This is a genomic window from Roseateles agri (genome assembly GCF_034043675.1).
In the GTDB taxonomy this organism is placed as follows: Bacteria; Pseudomonadota; Gammaproteobacteria; order Burkholderiales; family Burkholderiaceae_C; genus KK5.
Window position 1 is genome coordinate 22,618 of record NZ_JAXCLA010000009.1, and the last position, 15,228, is coordinate 37,845.

The following is a 15,228-nucleotide window of genomic DNA, read 5'->3' on the forward strand; positions in this document are numbered from 1 at the left end:
ATCGAGAACTACCCAACCCAACAGCGCTATTAGGAGCATTTGATGGCCAAGACCGTCGCCGATGTGATGAGCATCGTCAAGGAAAACGAAGTCAAGTTCGTCGACTTCCGCTTCACCGATACCCGTGGCAAGGAACAGCACGTCACCGTGCCGGTCTCGCATTTCGACGAAGACAAGTTCTCCTCGGGCCACGCGTTCGACGGTTCCTCGATCGCCGGCTGGAAGGGCATCGAAGCCTCCGACATGCTGCTGATGCCGGACCCGAACACGGCCAACATCGACCCCTTCTTCGAAGAGCCGACGCTGATCCTGTCCTGCGACGTGGTCGACCCGGCCGACGGCAAGGCCTATGAGCGCGATCCGCGTTCGCTGGCCAAGCGCGCCGAGGCCTACCTGAAGAGCAGCGGCCTGGGCGACACCGCCTACTTCGGCCCGGAACCCGAATTCTTCGTGTTCGACTCGGTTCGCTGGGGCAACGAGATGTCCGGTTCCTTCTTCAAGATCGAATCCGAAGAAGGCGCCTGGAACTCGTCGAAGGAATACGAGCACGGCAACAGCGGCTACCGTCCGACGGTCAAGGGCGGCTACTTCCCCGTGCCCCCGGTCGACTCCTTCCAGGACATGCGCTCGGAAATGAGCCTGATCCTCGAGCAGTGCGGCATCCCCGTCGAAGTCCATCACCATGAAGTGGCCAACGCCGGCCAGATGGAAATCGGCACCAAGTTCAGCTCGCTGGTCCAGCGCGCCGACTGGCTGCAACTGCAGAAGTACATCATCACGAACGTCGCGCACGCCTACGGCAAGACCGCGACCTTCATGCCCAAGCCCCTGGTCGGCGACAACGGCTCCGGCATGCACGTTCACCAGTCGGTCTGGAAGGACGGCAAGAACCTGTTCGCCGGCGACGGCTATGCAGGCCTCTCCGAATTCGCCCTGTACTACATCGGCGGCATCATCAAGCACGCCCGCGCGCTGAACGCGATCACGAACCCCGGCACCAACAGCTACAAGCGCCTGGTCCCGGGCTTCGAAGCCCCGGTGAAGCTGGCCTACTCGGCCAAGAACCGCTCGGCCTCGATCCGCATTCCGTACGTGGCCAACCCGAAGGGCCGCCGCATCGAAGCGCGCTTCCCGGATCCTTCCGCCAACCCGTACCTGGCCTTCTCGGCCCTGCTGATGGCTGGCCTGGACGGCGTGGAAAACAAGATCCATCCGGGCGAAGCCGCCACGAAGGACCTGTACCACCTGCCGCCGGAAGAAGACGCGAAGATCCCGACCGTCTGCCACAGCCTGGACCAGGCGCTGGAGTACCTGGACAAGGGCCGTGCGTTCCTGACCAAGGGCGGCGTGTTCACCGATTCGTACATCGACGCCTACATCGAGCTGAAGATGCAGGAAGTGACCCGCTTCCGCATGGCCACGCACCCGGTCGAGTTCGACATGTACTACGCGCTGTAATCCGGGCGGACGGTATGCGTGTGCTGTTCCTGCCCCACGCATGCCGTCGAATCCCGGGTGCTGCGGCGCCTCGCAAAGGACGGCTTCGGCCGTCTTTTTTATTGGCCTTCCGAGCTGAACGAAAGCGCAACGTGCATGCGCCACAATGCGCCCATGGCCTTCGAACGATCCCTGCTGTTGACGAGCGTGCTGCTGCTCACCGGCCATGCCGCGCTCGCGCAGGCGCCCGTCTATCGCTGCCCCGGCCCGCCGGTGCTCTACACCGACGCGCTGTCGGCGCGCGAGGCGCAGGAGCGGGGTTGCCGCACGATCGAGGGCACGCCGATCACCGTGATCCAGGCGCAGAAGCCGCGTGCACCGGCGGCCAATACTTCCTCGGCCGCGGGAGCTGATGGTGGCGCCAAGGTCGACCCCGCCCAGCAGCGCGCCCGCGACAGCGAGCGCCGCCGCGTGCTGGAGGACGAACTGCGTGCCGCCGAAGGTCGCCTCGCGGCGGCCCAGGCGGAGTACCAGAACGGCAACGGCGAGAAGCGCGGCGACGAGGCGCGCAACTACCAGAAGTACCTCGACCGCATGGCCGAACTCAAGGCCAGCATCAACCGGCAGCAGAGCGACATCGAAGCGATCAAGCGCGAGATCGGCAAGCTGCCTTCCTGAACCTGCTCTTCGTGTTCCGCCTCCAGCGGGAGGCGCAGCATGAACGACGATTCCCTCTCCCGCGAGACGGCCGACTTCGGCGCCTTCGACACCCTGGCGACCATGGTTGCCGTGATCCAGCCCGGCGGCGAATGCCTGTTCGCCAACGCTGCCTTCGAGAACGTGCTGCGCCTGTCGCGCCGCGCGGTGCAGCGCGGCAACCTGTTCGACTGGTTCGCCGATGCGAGCCTGCTTCAGGATGCCGTCAGCGGCGTGGCCCGCAATGCCTATTCGAGCAGCCGGCTCGAGGCGCAACTGCGCTGCGGCGCGCGCCCGCACGAGGATCTGCTGCCGGTCCACGTGATCGTCTCCCAGATGGAAGGCACGCCGGGCCACGGCGCGACGGTGCTGGTCGAGCTGATCGAGAACGCCCAGCAGGCGCGGCAGGACCGCGAGGAGCGCGCGCTGGACCAGGTGCAGGCCACCAAGGAGCTGACGCGCAACCTGGCCCACGAGATCAAGAACCCGCTCGGCGGCATCCGCGGCGCCGCGCAGCTGCTCGCGATGGAGCTCGACGATCCCGAGATGAGCGAGTACACGCAGGTCATCATCCACGAGGTGGACCGCCTGCAATCGCTGGTCGACCGGCTGCTGGCGCCGCACCGGCATGCCCAGGTCGTAGGCGACGTCAACATCCACGAGATCTGCGAGCGCGTGCGCCTGATCATCCTGGCCGAATACCCGCGCGGGCTCACGGTGGAGCGCGACTACGACACCTCGCTGCCCGACTTCCGCGGCGATCGCGAGCAACTGATCCAGGCGGTGCTGAACATCGTGCAGAACGCCGCCCAGGCGCTGCATGCCCGCATCGCGGCCGGTGATGCGGTGATCATGTTGCGGACGCGCGTCGCGCGTCAGGTCACGCTCAGCAAGCAGCGCTGGCGCTTGGCACTGGAATTGCATGTAGAGGACAACGGCCCCGGCGTGCCGGCGGACATCCTCGATCGCATCTTCTATCCCCTGGTGTCGGGGCGCGAAGGTGGCACCGGTCTCGGATTGACGCTGGCCCAAACGATCGCCCAGCAACACCAGGGAATGATCGATTGCGAAAGCGAAGCGGGCCGGACCGATTTCCGCATGACCTTGCCGCTGCCCTGATCCACAAGATTGGCGGCGGCCGGGCCGATAGACACCAGCAGGCAGCACACGCATGAAATCTATCTGGGTTGTTGACGACGACCATTCCATCCGCTTCGTGCTGGAGAAGGCACTGGCCCGAGAAGGCCTGCCGGTACGCAGCTTCTCCAACGCGCGGGACATGCTGGCCGCGCTCGACGAGGGCGACAGCCCGCAGGTGCTGGTCTCCGACATCCGCATGCCTGGCGGCTCGGGCCTGGAACTGCTCGCCAAGGTGAAGGAGCGGCTGCCCGGCCTGCCGGTCATCATCATGACCGCCTACTCGGATCTGGACAGCGCCGTCTCGGCCTTCCAGGGCGGGGCCTTCGAATACCTGCCCAAGCCCTTCGACCTGCCGCGTGCGGTGGAGCTGATCCGTCGCGCGCAGGAAGAAAGCCAGCGCGAAGCGGTCTCCGAGGAAGCCGCCGCCCAGGTGCCCGAGATGCTGGGCCAGGCGCCGGCGATGCAGGACGTGTTCCGCGCGATCGGCCGGCTGAGCCAGAGCAACGTCACCGTGCTGATCACCGGCGAGTCCGGCTCCGGCAAGGAACTGGTCGCCCGTGCGCTGCACAAGCACAGCCCGCGCGCCGACGGGCCCTTCGTCGCGATCAACACCGCGGCGATCCCCAAGGACCTGCTGGAGAGCGAGCTGTTCGGCCACGAGCGCGGCGCCTTCACCGGCGCGCAGGCGACGCGGCGCGGCCGCTTCGAGCAGGCCGACGGCGGCACCTTGTTCCTCGACGAAATCGGCGACATGCCGCTGGACCTGCAGACGCGCCTGCTGCGCGTGCTGTCCGACGGCCAGTTCTACCGCGTCGGCGGTCACAGCCCGATGCGCAGCAACGTCCGCGTGATCGCGGCGACGCACCAGAATCTCGAGGAGCGCGTGCGCCAGGGCGCGTTCCGCGAAGACCTGTTCCACCGGCTCAACGTGATCCGCCTGCGCCTGCCGGCGCTGCGCGAGCGCAGCGAGGACATTGCCGTGCTGGCGCGCTACTTCCTGCAGCGCAGCGCCACCGAGCTAGGTGTCGAGGCCAAGCGTCTGTCGGAGGCCGCGCTGGCCCGGCTGGTGGCCTTCGAATTTCCCGGCAATGTGCGGCAGCTGGAGAACGTCTGCCACTGGCTGACCGTGATGGCGCCCAGCGTCACGATCGAGCCCAAGGACCTGCCGCAGGACCTGCTGGCCGCGCCGCCGGCGACCGCGATCGTCCATGCCGCGGCGCCGGCGCCGGTGGAGGCCGCGGCAGCCCTGCCGTCCGCGATCCCGCAGGCCGGCGGTGCTGCGCTGCCGAGCTTCGGTGCCGGGCCGGACGCCTGGGTCGCCGAGATGGCCCGCGAGGCGCGCCGCCTGCTGAACTCGGGCGAGCCCGATGTCTGGGATGCGCTGACCCGCCGCTTCGAGGCCAGCCTGATCCTGACCGCGCTGGACGTCACCCGCGGCCGCCGCATCGAGGCCGCGCAGAAGCTGGGTATCGGCCGCAACACGATCACCCGCAAGATTCAGGAATTGGGTTTGGAACCGTGACTTTGAGGTGACTTTGAGAATTGAACTTGACGACCTGAGCCGCCCCCAGATCCACGCGCTGCTGAACGAACACCTGCAAAGCATGTACGCGCTGTCGCCGCCGGAGAGCGTGCATGCGCTGGACCTGTCCAAGCTGCGCCAGCCGGACATCAGCTTCTGGAGCGTCTGGGACGGCGAGGAACTGCTCGGCTGCGGCGCGCTGAAGCAGCTCGACGAGCGCCACGGCGAGATCAAGTCGATGCGCACGCCCGAGCAGGCGCGCCGCCGCGGCGCGGGCCGGGCGGTGCTGCAGCACATCGTCGGCGTCGCCCGCGAGCGTGGCTACGCGCGGCTGAGCCTGGAGACCGGCCCGGCGGACAAGGGCTTCGCGGCCGCGCACCGGCTGTACGAGAGCTTCGGCTTCGAGACCTGCGGGCCCTTTGCCGACTATCGCGGCGACGACCCGTTCAGCGTCTTCATGACGCTGGAGTTGCGCTAGCCGCCGCTGCTGCTGCCGCGCGGGCCGCACGATCGAGCCAGATCGCCAGGCCCTGCGCGTTCAGCTCCACATCCAGCGCCAGCAGTTCTTCCACCTGCTCGTCAGGCAGCGTGCAGCCGTGCTCGCGCACGCGCCGCAGGTACATGCGGCGCAGGCCGTCCTGGAGCTTCTCGTGCCGCTGCTCGGCGGCGGCCAGGGGCTTGGCCAACGCCACCATCTCGTCGATCTCGTCCAGCAGCAGCGCCGCGAGGCGCGGCACCTCGCCGACCTTCGAGTAATGCGTCAGGTACATGCAGGCCGGTTCGAAGGCCATCATCCGGCCGATCGAGGCGCGCAGCGCCTCGGGCTCGAACTGCACCGGCGTGCTCGTCGGCAGGATCCACGGGCCATTCGCGGGCGTGTCGAACTCGCGGTAGGACAGGCCGAAGGTGTCGCCGGTGAACCAGCCGCGCGTGCGCGCGTCCCAGACGCAGTGGTGGTGGCGGGCATGGCCCGGCGTGTCCAGCAGTTGCAGCGGGCGTGTGCCGCCGAGCGTGACGACCATGCCGTCGTGGCTTGCCACCGCGCGCTCCGCGGGCACCGGCACCAGGCGGCCGTAGGAGCGCTCCATCTCCTCGTCGCCATAGACGGCGCGGGCGCCAGCCCACAGCACGCGCGGGTCCACCATGTGGCGCAGGCCGCGCGGGTGCACCAGCATCCGGGCCTGCGGCAGCGACTGCATCAGCAGCCCGACGCCGCCGGCGTGGTCCAGGTGGACGTGCGTGGGGATCACCCAGTCGACGCTGGCGGGCGTGAGGCCCAGCCGATCGAGCGCCGCCAGCAGGCGCGGTACCGCGTGGTTGGTGCCGGTGTCGACGAAGGCGGCGCGGCCGTTCTCGACGACCAGGTAGGCGGCATCGAAGCGGGGGCGCTGGAAGTCGGTGTCGATCGCGTAGACGCCGCCGCCCAGGTCTTCGATGAAATGGTCAGGCATGTCTCGTCCTTAGAATCCGTCGATTATCCAAGGGAGCAGAGAGTGGCCGTTCACGAGATCCTGAAGATGGGCGACCCGCGCCTGCTGCGCGTGGCCCAGCCGGTGCCGGCGGAGCAGATCGGCTCGCCCGAGCTGCAAGCGCTGATCGCCGGCATGTTCGAGACGATGAAGGCCGCCAACGGCGCCGGCCTCGCCGCGCCGCAGATCGGCGTGGACCTGCAGCTGGTGATCTTCGGCTACCAGAGCAACCCCCGTTACCCGGATGCACCGCCGGTGCCGCCGACGGTGCTGATCAACCCGGTCATCACGCCGCTGGACCAGACGATGACCGAGGGCTGGGAAGGCTGCCTGTCGGTGCCGGGCCTGCGCGGCGTGGTCGAGCGCTTCGAGCGCATCCGCTACACCGGCCTCGATGCCGAGGGCCAGCCGATCGACCGCATCGCCGACGGCTTCCATGCCCGCGTCGTCCAGCACGAATGCGACCACCTGATGGGCTTGCTCTACCCGATGCGGGTCAAGGACTTCAGCCGCTTCGGCTACACCTCGGTGCTGTTCCCGGAGCTGGATCCGGACGCTGACGACTGACTGACCGAAGGTGCAATTGTTTGTAAGCGGGTCGGCCGGGCTTGGCACTTGCCCGTTGTAAAGGCCTGCCCGCCGTCACTGGAGTCCTCTGCATGAAGGCCGCCACCCGTTCCCCCGCATTCCCCTTCCTGGCCGGCCTGTTCCTCGGCCTCGTCCTGCTGTGCCAGGCCATGCTGGCGCATGCCCAGCCCGATGATGTCGATCCGCCGGCGCGCGCCGCGCGGGTCGGCGAGGTCGTCGGCGACGCCTGGCTCTATGACGGCGAGAACCGCGAATGGATCCGCCTGCTGCGCAACCAGACCCTGGGGCAGGGCGACCGTGTGCGCACCGACGATCGCGCGCGCGTCAGCCTGCGCATCGGCTCCACCAGCCTGTGGCTCGACGAGCGCAGCGACATCGCCTTCAACCAGCTCGATGAAGGCCGCACGGTGCTGGAACTGGCGCACGGCGACATCGGCCTGCGCCTGCGCAGCAGCGAATCGGCCACCGACACGCGCATCCGCACCCGCGAGGGCGACATGGTTCCCGAGCGCGAGGGCCTCTACCGCGTCGAACAGCTTGACGACGACAGCGCCAGCCGCGCGTATGTCTGGCAGGGGCGCCTGCGCTTCGAGCCCGCCCGCGGCGAGGGCGACATCCCGCCGACCTGGCTGCAAGGCGGCGAGCAGGCCGAGTTCTGGTGGGCCGGCGGCCCGCGCGTCGAGCGTCAGCGCCTGGCCAGCGACGGCTTCGGCGACTGGATCGCCGCCCAGCGCGACGCGGATGCCGTCCTGGCACAGCGTTATGTCTCGCCCGAGATGACCGGCATCGAGGACCTCGACCGCAACGGCCGCTGGGAGCAGGCGCCGGACTACGGGGCGGTGTGGATCCCCACGGCCGTGGCGCCCGATTGGGCACCCTATCGCGACGGCCACTGGGTCTGGAGCCGCAACTGGGGCTGGACCTGGGTCGACGACGCGCCCTGGGGCTTTGCCCCGTTTCACTATGGCCGCTGGGTCAGCTACCGAGGCCGCTGGTGCTGGGCGCCGGGCACCTACGTCGCCCGCCCGGTCTACGCGCCGGCCTTGGTGGCCTGGGTCGGCGGCGGCTCGTTCAGCGTCAGCGTCAATGTCGGCGGGGGCCGCCCGCCGCCGCCGCGCTTCGGCTGGTATCCGCTGGCGCCGCGCGAGGTCTACCGGCCGCCGTACCGCCATTCGCCGATCTATGGCGACCGGATCAACGGCGGTGATCGCCGTGGCGACGGCCCGCGCGGCAACGGGCGCCCGCCGCAGAGCAATCTGAACGTGGCCGGTGCCGTCAGCTTCCTGCCGGGGCAGGGTGGGCCGGTGCGCGCGCTACCGCCGGGCGAAGTGCGCCAGCTGCGGCCGATGCCCGTACCCGTGGCAGCGCCGAGCCGCCAGGACTTCGCCCGGGTGCTGCCGCAGCGTCCGTCGACCGAGGTGCGCACACAGGCCGAGATGCCGGCCTGGCGCGGCCGTGGCGGTGACAACAACCGCGGCCCGGATCGTGGTGATCGCGGTGATCGCGGATTTGACCGCGACCGCGGCGACCCCCGCCAGGGCGGACAGGCCGGACAGCCCGGACGAGGCCGCGATTCCGAAACGCCGCGGCCGGCAATGCCGAATCCGCAGGCGCAGCAGCAGGACGCGCAGCGTGCCCAGCAGGAGCGCCAACAGCAGCAACAGCAGCGGCAGATGATGGAGCGCCAGCAGCGCGACCGGCAGCAGCAGGCGGACCGGGCGCAGCAAGAGCAACAGCGCCAGCAGCGCGAGCAGCAACAACAGCAGGCCGACCGCGCCCAGCGCGACCGTGCGCAGCAGCAACAACAGCCGCAGGAGCGCGCCCAGCAGGAGCAGCGCGGGCAACAGGAACGCCAGAACCAGATGGAGCGGCAGAACCAGGAACGCGCACGGGCGGCCGAGGCGCAGCAGCGCCAGCAGCAGGAGCGTGCCCAACAACAGCAACAAGAGCGCGCCCAGCAGGAACAGCAGCGTGCCCAGCAGGAGCAGCAGCGCCAGAACCAGATGGAGCGGCAGAACCAGGATCGCGCACGCGCCGCGGAAGCTCAGCAGCAGCAACAACGCCAGCAACAGCAGGCGCAGCAGCCTCAACAGCAACGGCCGCAACCGCAAGCCCAGCCGCAGCCGGCCCAGCAGCCGCGCCGCGACGAGGGTGACCGTGGTCGTCGTGACGACGGCGATCGCCGCGGCCGTCAGCCGCAGCAACAGGATAAATAAGGCCTAGCGCGGCTTCGCGTCCAACATCGGCCGAAGCTCGCGCCAGACGTTGTCCAGGATCAGCGGGTGGGCCTTGGCCACCGGGTGGATGCCGTCGGCCTGGAACCATCCGGCCTGCACGGCGTTCGGCTGGTCCGCCACGCCCTTCAGCAGGAAGGGCACCAGCGATATCTTCGCCGCCTGGGCGGCCTGCGCGAACATCGCCTCGAACTCGCGCCCGTAGGCGGCGCCGTAGTTCGGCGGCATCTGCATGCCGACCAGCAGCACCCGCGCGCCGGCCGCCTGCGAGGCCTTGATCATCGCCGCGAGGTTGTCCTTCGAGGCCGCCAGCGAGAGGCCGCGCAGCGCATCGTTGGCGCCCAGTTCGATGATGACGATGGCCGGCTTGTGCTGCGCCAGCGCCGCCGCGATACGGCTGCGCCCGCCGGAGGTCGTGTCGCCGCTGATGCTGGCGTTCTGCACGCGCCAGGCGCCGGCCAGCTTCTTGTCCGCCTGCAGCCGCTCGCCCAGAAGCGCCACCCAGCCCTGGCCGCGCTGCAGCCCGTACTCGGCCGAGAGGCTGTCGCCGACGACCAGGATCGTCTGCGAGGCCTGTTGCGCGGCCTGCGCAAGACCTGTCCCGGCAAGACCGGTCGCGGCCAGCGCCCACGCGCTACAGTGCAAGCCGAACCGGCGCCTGCTGATCATCCTCATTCTTCGGACATCCATGTCTTCCGTTCCACTGATCGAAGTCGACAACGTCAGCAAGCGCGTGCGCGACGCCACCGGCGAACTGACGATTCTGCATGACATCCGTTTCTCGCTGCGCGAGCGGGAATCCGTCGCCATCGTCGGCGCCTCGGGCTCCGGTAAGAGCACCTTGCTGGGCATCCTGGCCGGGCTGGACACGCCCAGCAGCGGCACCGTGCGCCTGCGCGGGCAGGACCTGTTCGCGCTCGATGAAGATGCGCGCGCGGCCGTGCGCGGCGCCGAGCTGGGCTTCGTGTTCCAGAGCTTCCAGCTGCTGCCCAACCTGAGCGCGCTGGAGAACGTGATGCTGCCGCTGGAACTGCGCGGCGAGCGCGATGCCAAGGCGCTGGCCACGCAGATGCTCGGCCGCGTGGGCCTCGGCGAGCGCCTGGGCCACTACCCGCGCGTGCTGTCCGGCGGCGAGCAGCAGCGCGTGGCGCTGGCGCGCGCTTTCGTGCTGCGGCCTGCGCTGCTGCTGGCCGACGAGCCGACCGGCAGCCTGGATTTCGCCACCGGCGCGCAGGTGATGGCGCTGATGTTCGAGCTGAACCGCGAGGCCGGCACGACCCTCGTGCTGGTCACGCACGACACCTCGATCGCCGCGCGCTGCGAGCGCCAGCTGCGCATCGAGGCCGGCGCGCTCGCGAGCGGCTCGCACGCAGACTGACACGCGGTTTCCCTGCCCCTTCTGCGATGGTGGCCGACGGACAATCCGAGGTCACCAACAAGAAGAGGAAGGACAACCACGATGAGTTCACTGTTCAGCTGGCGCGAGGTGCGCCCGGCACCCGGCGCTGTCGTCGCGCCCGATGAGCGCCTGCCCTGGCCGCAGACGGCGGCGATGGGCATCCAGCACGTCGTCGCGATGTTCGGCTCCACCGTGCTGGCGCCGATCCTGATGGGCTTCGACCCGAACGTCGCCGTGCTGATGAGCGGCATCGGCACGCTGATCTTCTTCCTGCTCGTCGGCGGCCGGGTGCCGAGCTACCTGGGCTCCAGCTTCGCCTTCATCGGCGTCGTCATCGCAGCCAAGGCCGCCTCCGGCGGCGCGATCGGTCCGGCCCTGGGCGGCATCATCGTCTGCGGTGTGGTCTACGTGCTGATGGGCTTCCTGGTGATGGCGATCGGCACGCGCTGGATCGAGTCACTGATGCCGCCGGTCGTCACCGGTGCCGTTGTCGCCGTGATCGGCCTGAACCTGGCCGGCATTCCGATCAAGAACATGGCCCCGACGCCGTTCGACGCCTGGATGCAGGCGGTGACCTTCGTCAGCGTTGCCTGCGTCGCCGTGTTCACGCGCGGCATGGTGCAGCGCCTGCTGATTCTGGTCGGCCTGATCGTCGCGGCCATCGTCTATGCCGTGCTGACCAACGGCCTGGGCCTGGGCAAGCCGCTGGACCTGTCCGGCATCGCCAACGCCGCCTGGTTCGGTGCGCCGCACTTCGCCGCGCCGGTGTTCGAGCAGAACGCCATGCTGCTGATCGTGCCGGTGGTCATCATCCTGATGGCCGAGAACCTCGGCCACATCAAGGCGGTGGGCGCGATGACGGGCCGCAACCTCGACGGCATGGTCGGCCGCGCCTTCGTCGGCGATGGCATCGCTACCGTCGTCGCTGCCAGCGTCGGCGGCACGGGCGTGACCACCTATGCCGAGAACATCGGCGTGATGGCCGCGACGAAGATCTACTCGACGGCCACCTTCATCATCGCCGCGCTGATCGCGATCCTGCTGGGCTTCAGCCCGAAGTTCGGCGCGCTGATCCAGGCGATCCCGCTGGCGGTGATGGGCGGCGTGTCCATCGTCGTGTTCGGCCTGATCGCGATCGCCGGCGCCAAGATCTGGGTCGACAACAAGGTCGACTTCTCCGACAACCGCAACCTGATGGTGGCCGCGATCACGCTGGTGCTCGGCACCGGCGAGTACACGCTGCGCTTCGCCGGCCTGACCTTGGGCGGCATCGGCACCGCGACCTTCGGCGCGATCCTGCTGTGGGCGCTGCTGGGCCGGGCCAAGCCAGCCAAATGAGCAGTCAAGTAAGCCAACCGCACGCACAATGAAAAAACCCCGCGGCATGCCGCGGGGTTTTTGCTTTTGGGTCAGACCCGATCAGTTCGAGAACTTGTAGTCCGTCTTGGCCTTGGCCTTCAGGTCCGCTTGATAGGCGGCCAGCTTCTGCTGTTGCAGGCGCTGCATGATCTGCGGCTTGACGTCGTCGAAGGCCGGGAAGGTCGCGTCGCGGGTGTCGTCCAGTCGGATAATGTGATAGCCGAACTGCGACTTGACCGGCTCCTGGGTCATCTCGCCCTTCTTCAGTGCTTCCAGTGCCGCGGTGAACTCGGGCACGTAGTTCTTGCCGTTGGCCCAGTCGAGGTCGCCACCGTTGGCGGCCGAGCCCGGATCCTTCGAGTTTTCCTTGGCCAGGTCTTCGAACTTGGCGCCGGCCTTGATCTTGGCGATCAGTGCCTTGGCGTCTTCTTCCTTCTCGACCAGGATGTGGCGGGCGTGGTATTCGGTGCCGCTGTTGGAAGCCTTGATCTTGTCGTACTCGGCCTTGGCTTCGGCGTCGGTGACCGGGTTCTTCTTCGCGTAATCGGCGAACAGTTCCTGGATCAGGATCGACTGGCGGGCCAGTTCCATCTTGGCCTTGTAGTCGCCCTGCTGCGGGACGCCGGCCTTCTCGGCGGCTTGCATGAAGATCTCGCGCAGCACGACTTCGTCCTTGACCTGCGACTGCAGTTCCGGCGAATCCTTCTGCTGGCCACCCTTGAGCACCTGGCTCACGAGCAGGTCGACGCGAGCCTTGGGCACGGGCTTGCCGTTGACGGTGGCGATGTTCTGCGCCAGCGCCGCCGACGACAGGGCCGCAACGATGGCGGCAAGCACAAACTTCTTCATGGGGTGGGGATGTTCAGATAAAAAAACAGCGCCGGATCGGCGCAAGCGGGACGGATGCTAACGGTGTCGCTCAGCGGATAGCCTCAGGGTTCACCCGGGGCGCGGGCATCGATCGCCAGCGCATGGATGCCATGTTGCATCAACTCTGCCAGGGAATGATATATGAGGCGATGACGTGCCACTCGTTGCAGGCCGGTAAAGCGCTCACTGACGATCTTTACCGTGTAGTGGCCGCCTTCGCGGGCGCCGGCGTGGCCGGCATGCAGGTGGCTGTCGTCGATGACTTCGAGGCTCAGCGGTTCCAGCGTCTGCTGCAGCCGGGATTCGATCGCGCCGATCGTGCTCATGGCTTGTCGTCCTTCTTCTCGGCTGGCGGCAGGTACTTGCCGAGGTACAGACCCTGGGCCAAGGTGAACACGACGATCAGCGCGGTAACGCCGAAGGCCTTGAAGTCCACCCAGGTGGACATCGTGAAGTTGTAGGCCACGTAGAGATTCAGAACGCCCAGTGCGCCGAAGAACAGCACCCAGGCGAGGTTGAGCTTCTGCCAGACGAAGCCCGGCAGTTCCAGGTCCTTGCCCAGCATCGCGGCCAGCAGGTTCTTGCCGAAGAAGGCGTTGCTGACCCAGAAGACCAGCGCCATCGCCCAGTAGAGGCCGCTGGGCTTCCACTTGATGAAGTTCTCGTTGTGGAAGTAGATGGTGGCGCCGCCCAGCACGACGACCAACACCAGACTGATCCATAGCATCAGGTCGACCTTCTGCCGGCGCGCCTTCAGGATCAGCACCTGCAGCAGGGTCGCGACGATGACGACCAGGGTGGACAGCAGCACCGGCGCTTCTTCCGGTCCGACCTTGCCGCCAGCGACGAGGAAACCGAAGTGCTCGGTCGCGAACACCGCCGCCCAGTCCTTGTGCAGGTCCGCGTACTTGAAGGAGCCGAAGAACAGCAGTAGCGGCAGGAAATCGAGGACCAGCTTCATCAATCTCGGGAATCGTGGTGGGTGCTTAAGGCGCTGGATAGGCGCAGGGTGCGAAGTCTAGCGTGGCACCGTGTCAGGACGAGCACGAGACTTCCAGCCCTTGCGCCCATTCGGGGGGGAGGGCGGCATCGGCGGCCACGGCCGGCTCGTCGTACGGCGACTGCAGCACCTTCAGCAGCCGGGTGGTCTCGCTGAAGTCGCCCTCGCTCGCCGCGCGGATCGCGTTCTCGGCCAGGTGGTTGCGCAGCACGACGGCGGGGTTGGTCCGCTTCATGCGCGCGGCGCGCTCGGCGGCATCGCTACCCTCGGCGGCCAGCCGCTCGGTGTAGCGCTGCGCCCAGGCGTCGAAGGCGGTACGGTCGAGGAAGTGGTCGCGCACGGCATCCGGCGCGGTGGCGAAGTCGGCCAGGCGGCGGAACGTGATCGTGAAGTCGGCGCGGGCCGCAGCCATCAGCTTCAGCCAGTCGTCGACGAGCGCCTGGTCATCGGCCCGCTCGGTCAGCAGGCCCAGCTTGGCGCGCATGCGGCGCATCAGCTCGGTCGGGAAGGCGGTCTTGTAGGTCTCCAGCGTCGCCAGCAGGCGCTCGCCGGCTTCGTCGTGCGACATGCCGTCGTCGCCACTCAACAGCGGCAGCATCGCCTGGGCCAGCGCGTGCAGGTTCCAGAAGCCGACGTTGCCCTGGCGGCCGTAGGCATAACGGCCACGGTCATCGGAGTGGTTGCAGATGTGGCCGGGGTCGAAGGCGTCCATGAAGCCGAAGGGGCCGTAGTCGATCGTCAGGCCCAGCAGCGACATGTTGTCGGTGTTCATCACGCCGTGCATGAAGCCGACCGCGTGCCAGTCGGCCATCAGGCTGGCGGTCTGGCGGGTGACCTTGTCCAGCAGCGCGACGTAAGGGTTCTCGGCCTCGCGGCACTCCGGCGCATGGTGTTCGATGAAGAAGTCGGCCAGGCGCTTCAGCGCCGCATGCTGGCCGGTGTGCGCGAAATGCTCGAAGTGGCCGAAGCGGATGAAGCTCGGCGCGACGCGGGTGACGACCGCGGCCGTCTCGATCGTCTCGCGCCGTACCGGCAGCGCGGAGCCGGTGATGCACAGCGCGCGCGTCGTCGGGATGCCCAGCGCGGCCATCGCCTCGGAGCAGAGGAACTCGCGGATCGACGAGCGCAGCACCGCGCGGCCATCGCCCATGCGCGAGTAGGGCGTGAGGCCGGCGCCCTTGAGCTGCAGTTCCATCGGGCCGTTGGGCGTCTCGATCTCCCCCAGCATCAGCGCGCGACCGTCGCCGAGCTGGCCGGCCCAGACGCCGAACTGGTGGCCGCTGTAGACGGTGGCCAGCGGGCGCATGCCGGGCAAGGTGGTGTTGCCGCTGAAGATGTTCAGCGCGTCGCCTTGCTCGGTCCAGTCGGCCGGAAAGCCGAGCAACTCGGCGCAGGCGGGGCTTTGCGCCACCCAGTGGGGCGAGGGCAGGCCCGTGGCCGGCAGCTCGGTGAAGAACTCGGGGCCGAGCGAGGCATAACGGTTGATCCAGACGGCATTCATCGGGTCAGTGTAG

The 15,228-nt window shown here is 68.2% G+C and carries 15 protein-coding genes; 9 read left to right on the forward strand and 6 right to left on the reverse strand.

Annotation, left to right across the window (positions count from 1 at the left end):
* Positions 1-42 precede the first annotated feature (42 nt).
* From glnA to SNE35_RS25155, 5 genes are all read left to right on the forward strand, one after another.
* Positions 43-1,458, forward strand: coding sequence for a type I glutamate--ammonia ligase (gene glnA / locus SNE35_RS25135; protein WP_320425784.1), 1,416 nt, complete (start codon positions 43-45; stop codon positions 1,456-1,458).
* 153 nt (positions 1,459-1,611) lie between these two features.
* Positions 1,612-2,115: a hypothetical protein gene (locus SNE35_RS25140; protein WP_320425785.1), complete on the forward strand. Its 504-nt coding sequence runs from the start codon at positions 1,612-1,614 to the stop codon at positions 2,113-2,115.
* Positions 2,116-2,154: 39 nt separating this feature from the next.
* Positions 2,155-3,252 (forward strand): nitrogen regulation protein NR(II), encoded by a 1,098-nt coding sequence (gene glnL, locus SNE35_RS25145; protein WP_320425786.1) that lies wholly within the window; start codon positions 2,155-2,157, stop codon positions 3,250-3,252.
* Between the two features lie 52 nt (positions 3,253-3,304).
* Positions 3,305-4,795 (forward strand): nitrogen regulation protein NR(I), encoded by a 1,491-nt coding sequence (ntrC, locus tag SNE35_RS25150; RefSeq protein ID WP_320425787.1) that lies wholly within the window; start codon positions 3,305-3,307, stop codon positions 4,793-4,795.
* Positions 4,796-4,802: 7 nt separating this feature from the next.
* On the forward strand, positions 4,803-5,273 hold the full coding sequence (locus SNE35_RS25155; RefSeq protein ID WP_320425788.1) for a GNAT family N-acetyltransferase: 471 nt from the start codon (positions 4,803-4,805) through the stop codon (positions 5,271-5,273).
* On the opposite strand, the gene SNE35_RS25160 is transcribed toward SNE35_RS25155, so the two are convergent.
* Positions 5,251-6,246 (reverse strand): MBL fold metallo-hydrolase, encoded by a 996-nt coding sequence (locus SNE35_RS25160; RefSeq protein ID WP_320425789.1) that lies wholly within the window; start codon positions 6,244-6,246, stop codon positions 5,251-5,253. The two genes, SNE35_RS25155 and SNE35_RS25160, sit on opposite strands and share 23 nt — an antisense overlap.
* Here SNE35_RS25160 and def point away from each other — a divergent pair.
* Together def and SNE35_RS25170 are read left to right on the forward strand one after the other, a co-directional pair.
* Positions 6,235-6,831 carry a peptide deformylase gene (gene def, locus SNE35_RS25165; protein WP_320425790.1) on the forward strand — a complete coding sequence of 199 codons (597 nt, stop codon included), beginning with the start codon at positions 6,235-6,237 and terminating at the stop codon, positions 6,829-6,831. The genes SNE35_RS25160 and def overlap by 12 nt on opposite strands.
* Positions 6,832-6,923: 92 nt before the next feature.
* Positions 6,924-9,068, forward strand: coding sequence for a DUF6600 domain-containing protein (locus SNE35_RS25170; protein WP_320425791.1), 2,145 nt, complete (start codon positions 6,924-6,926; stop codon positions 9,066-9,068).
* A gap of 3 nt (positions 9,069-9,071) precedes the next feature.
* Here SNE35_RS25170 and SNE35_RS25175 read toward each other — a convergent pair whose 3' ends face one another.
* A complete protein-coding gene (locus tag SNE35_RS25175; protein WP_320425792.1) occupies positions 9,072-9,761 on the reverse strand; it encodes an arylesterase in 690 nt (229 codons plus the stop codon).
* 13 nt (positions 9,762-9,774) lie between these two features.
* On the opposite strand from SNE35_RS25175, the gene SNE35_RS25180 reads away from it, so the two are divergent.
* Together SNE35_RS25180 and SNE35_RS25185 are read left to right on the forward strand one after the other, a co-directional pair.
* A complete protein-coding gene (locus SNE35_RS25180) occupies positions 9,775-10,464 on the forward strand; it encodes an ABC transporter ATP-binding protein (protein WP_320425793.1) in 690 nt (229 codons plus the stop codon).
* An 81-nt stretch (positions 10,465-10,545) separates the two neighbouring features.
* A complete protein-coding gene (locus tag SNE35_RS25185; protein WP_320425794.1) occupies positions 10,546-11,823 on the forward strand; it encodes a solute carrier family 23 protein in 1,278 nt (425 codons plus the stop codon).
* An 81-nt stretch (positions 11,824-11,904) separates the two neighbouring features.
* Here SNE35_RS25185 and SNE35_RS25190 read toward each other — a convergent pair whose 3' ends face one another.
* The 4 genes from SNE35_RS25190 to SNE35_RS25205 form a co-directional block, all read right to left on the reverse strand.
* Positions 11,905-12,693, reverse strand: a complete 789-nt coding sequence (locus SNE35_RS25190) for a peptidylprolyl isomerase (RefSeq protein ID WP_320425795.1) — start codon at positions 12,691-12,693, stop codon at positions 11,905-11,907.
* An 83-nt stretch (positions 12,694-12,776) separates the two neighbouring features.
* Positions 12,777-13,040, reverse strand: a complete 264-nt coding sequence (locus tag SNE35_RS25195; protein ID WP_320425796.1) for a BolA family protein — start codon at positions 13,038-13,040, stop codon at positions 12,777-12,779.
* The gene (locus tag SNE35_RS25200) at positions 13,037-13,675 is read right to left on the reverse strand and encodes a septation protein A (RefSeq protein WP_320425797.1); all 639 of its coding nucleotides are present in this window, start codon (positions 13,673-13,675) and stop codon (positions 13,037-13,039) included. Before SNE35_RS25200 ends, SNE35_RS25195 begins: the two co-directional genes overlap by 4 nt.
* Positions 13,676-13,748: 73 nt before the next feature.
* Positions 13,749-15,215 (reverse strand): protein adenylyltransferase SelO, encoded by a 1,467-nt coding sequence (locus SNE35_RS25205; protein WP_320425798.1) that lies wholly within the window; start codon positions 15,213-15,215, stop codon positions 13,749-13,751.
* Positions 15,216-15,228: the final 13 nt, after the last annotated feature.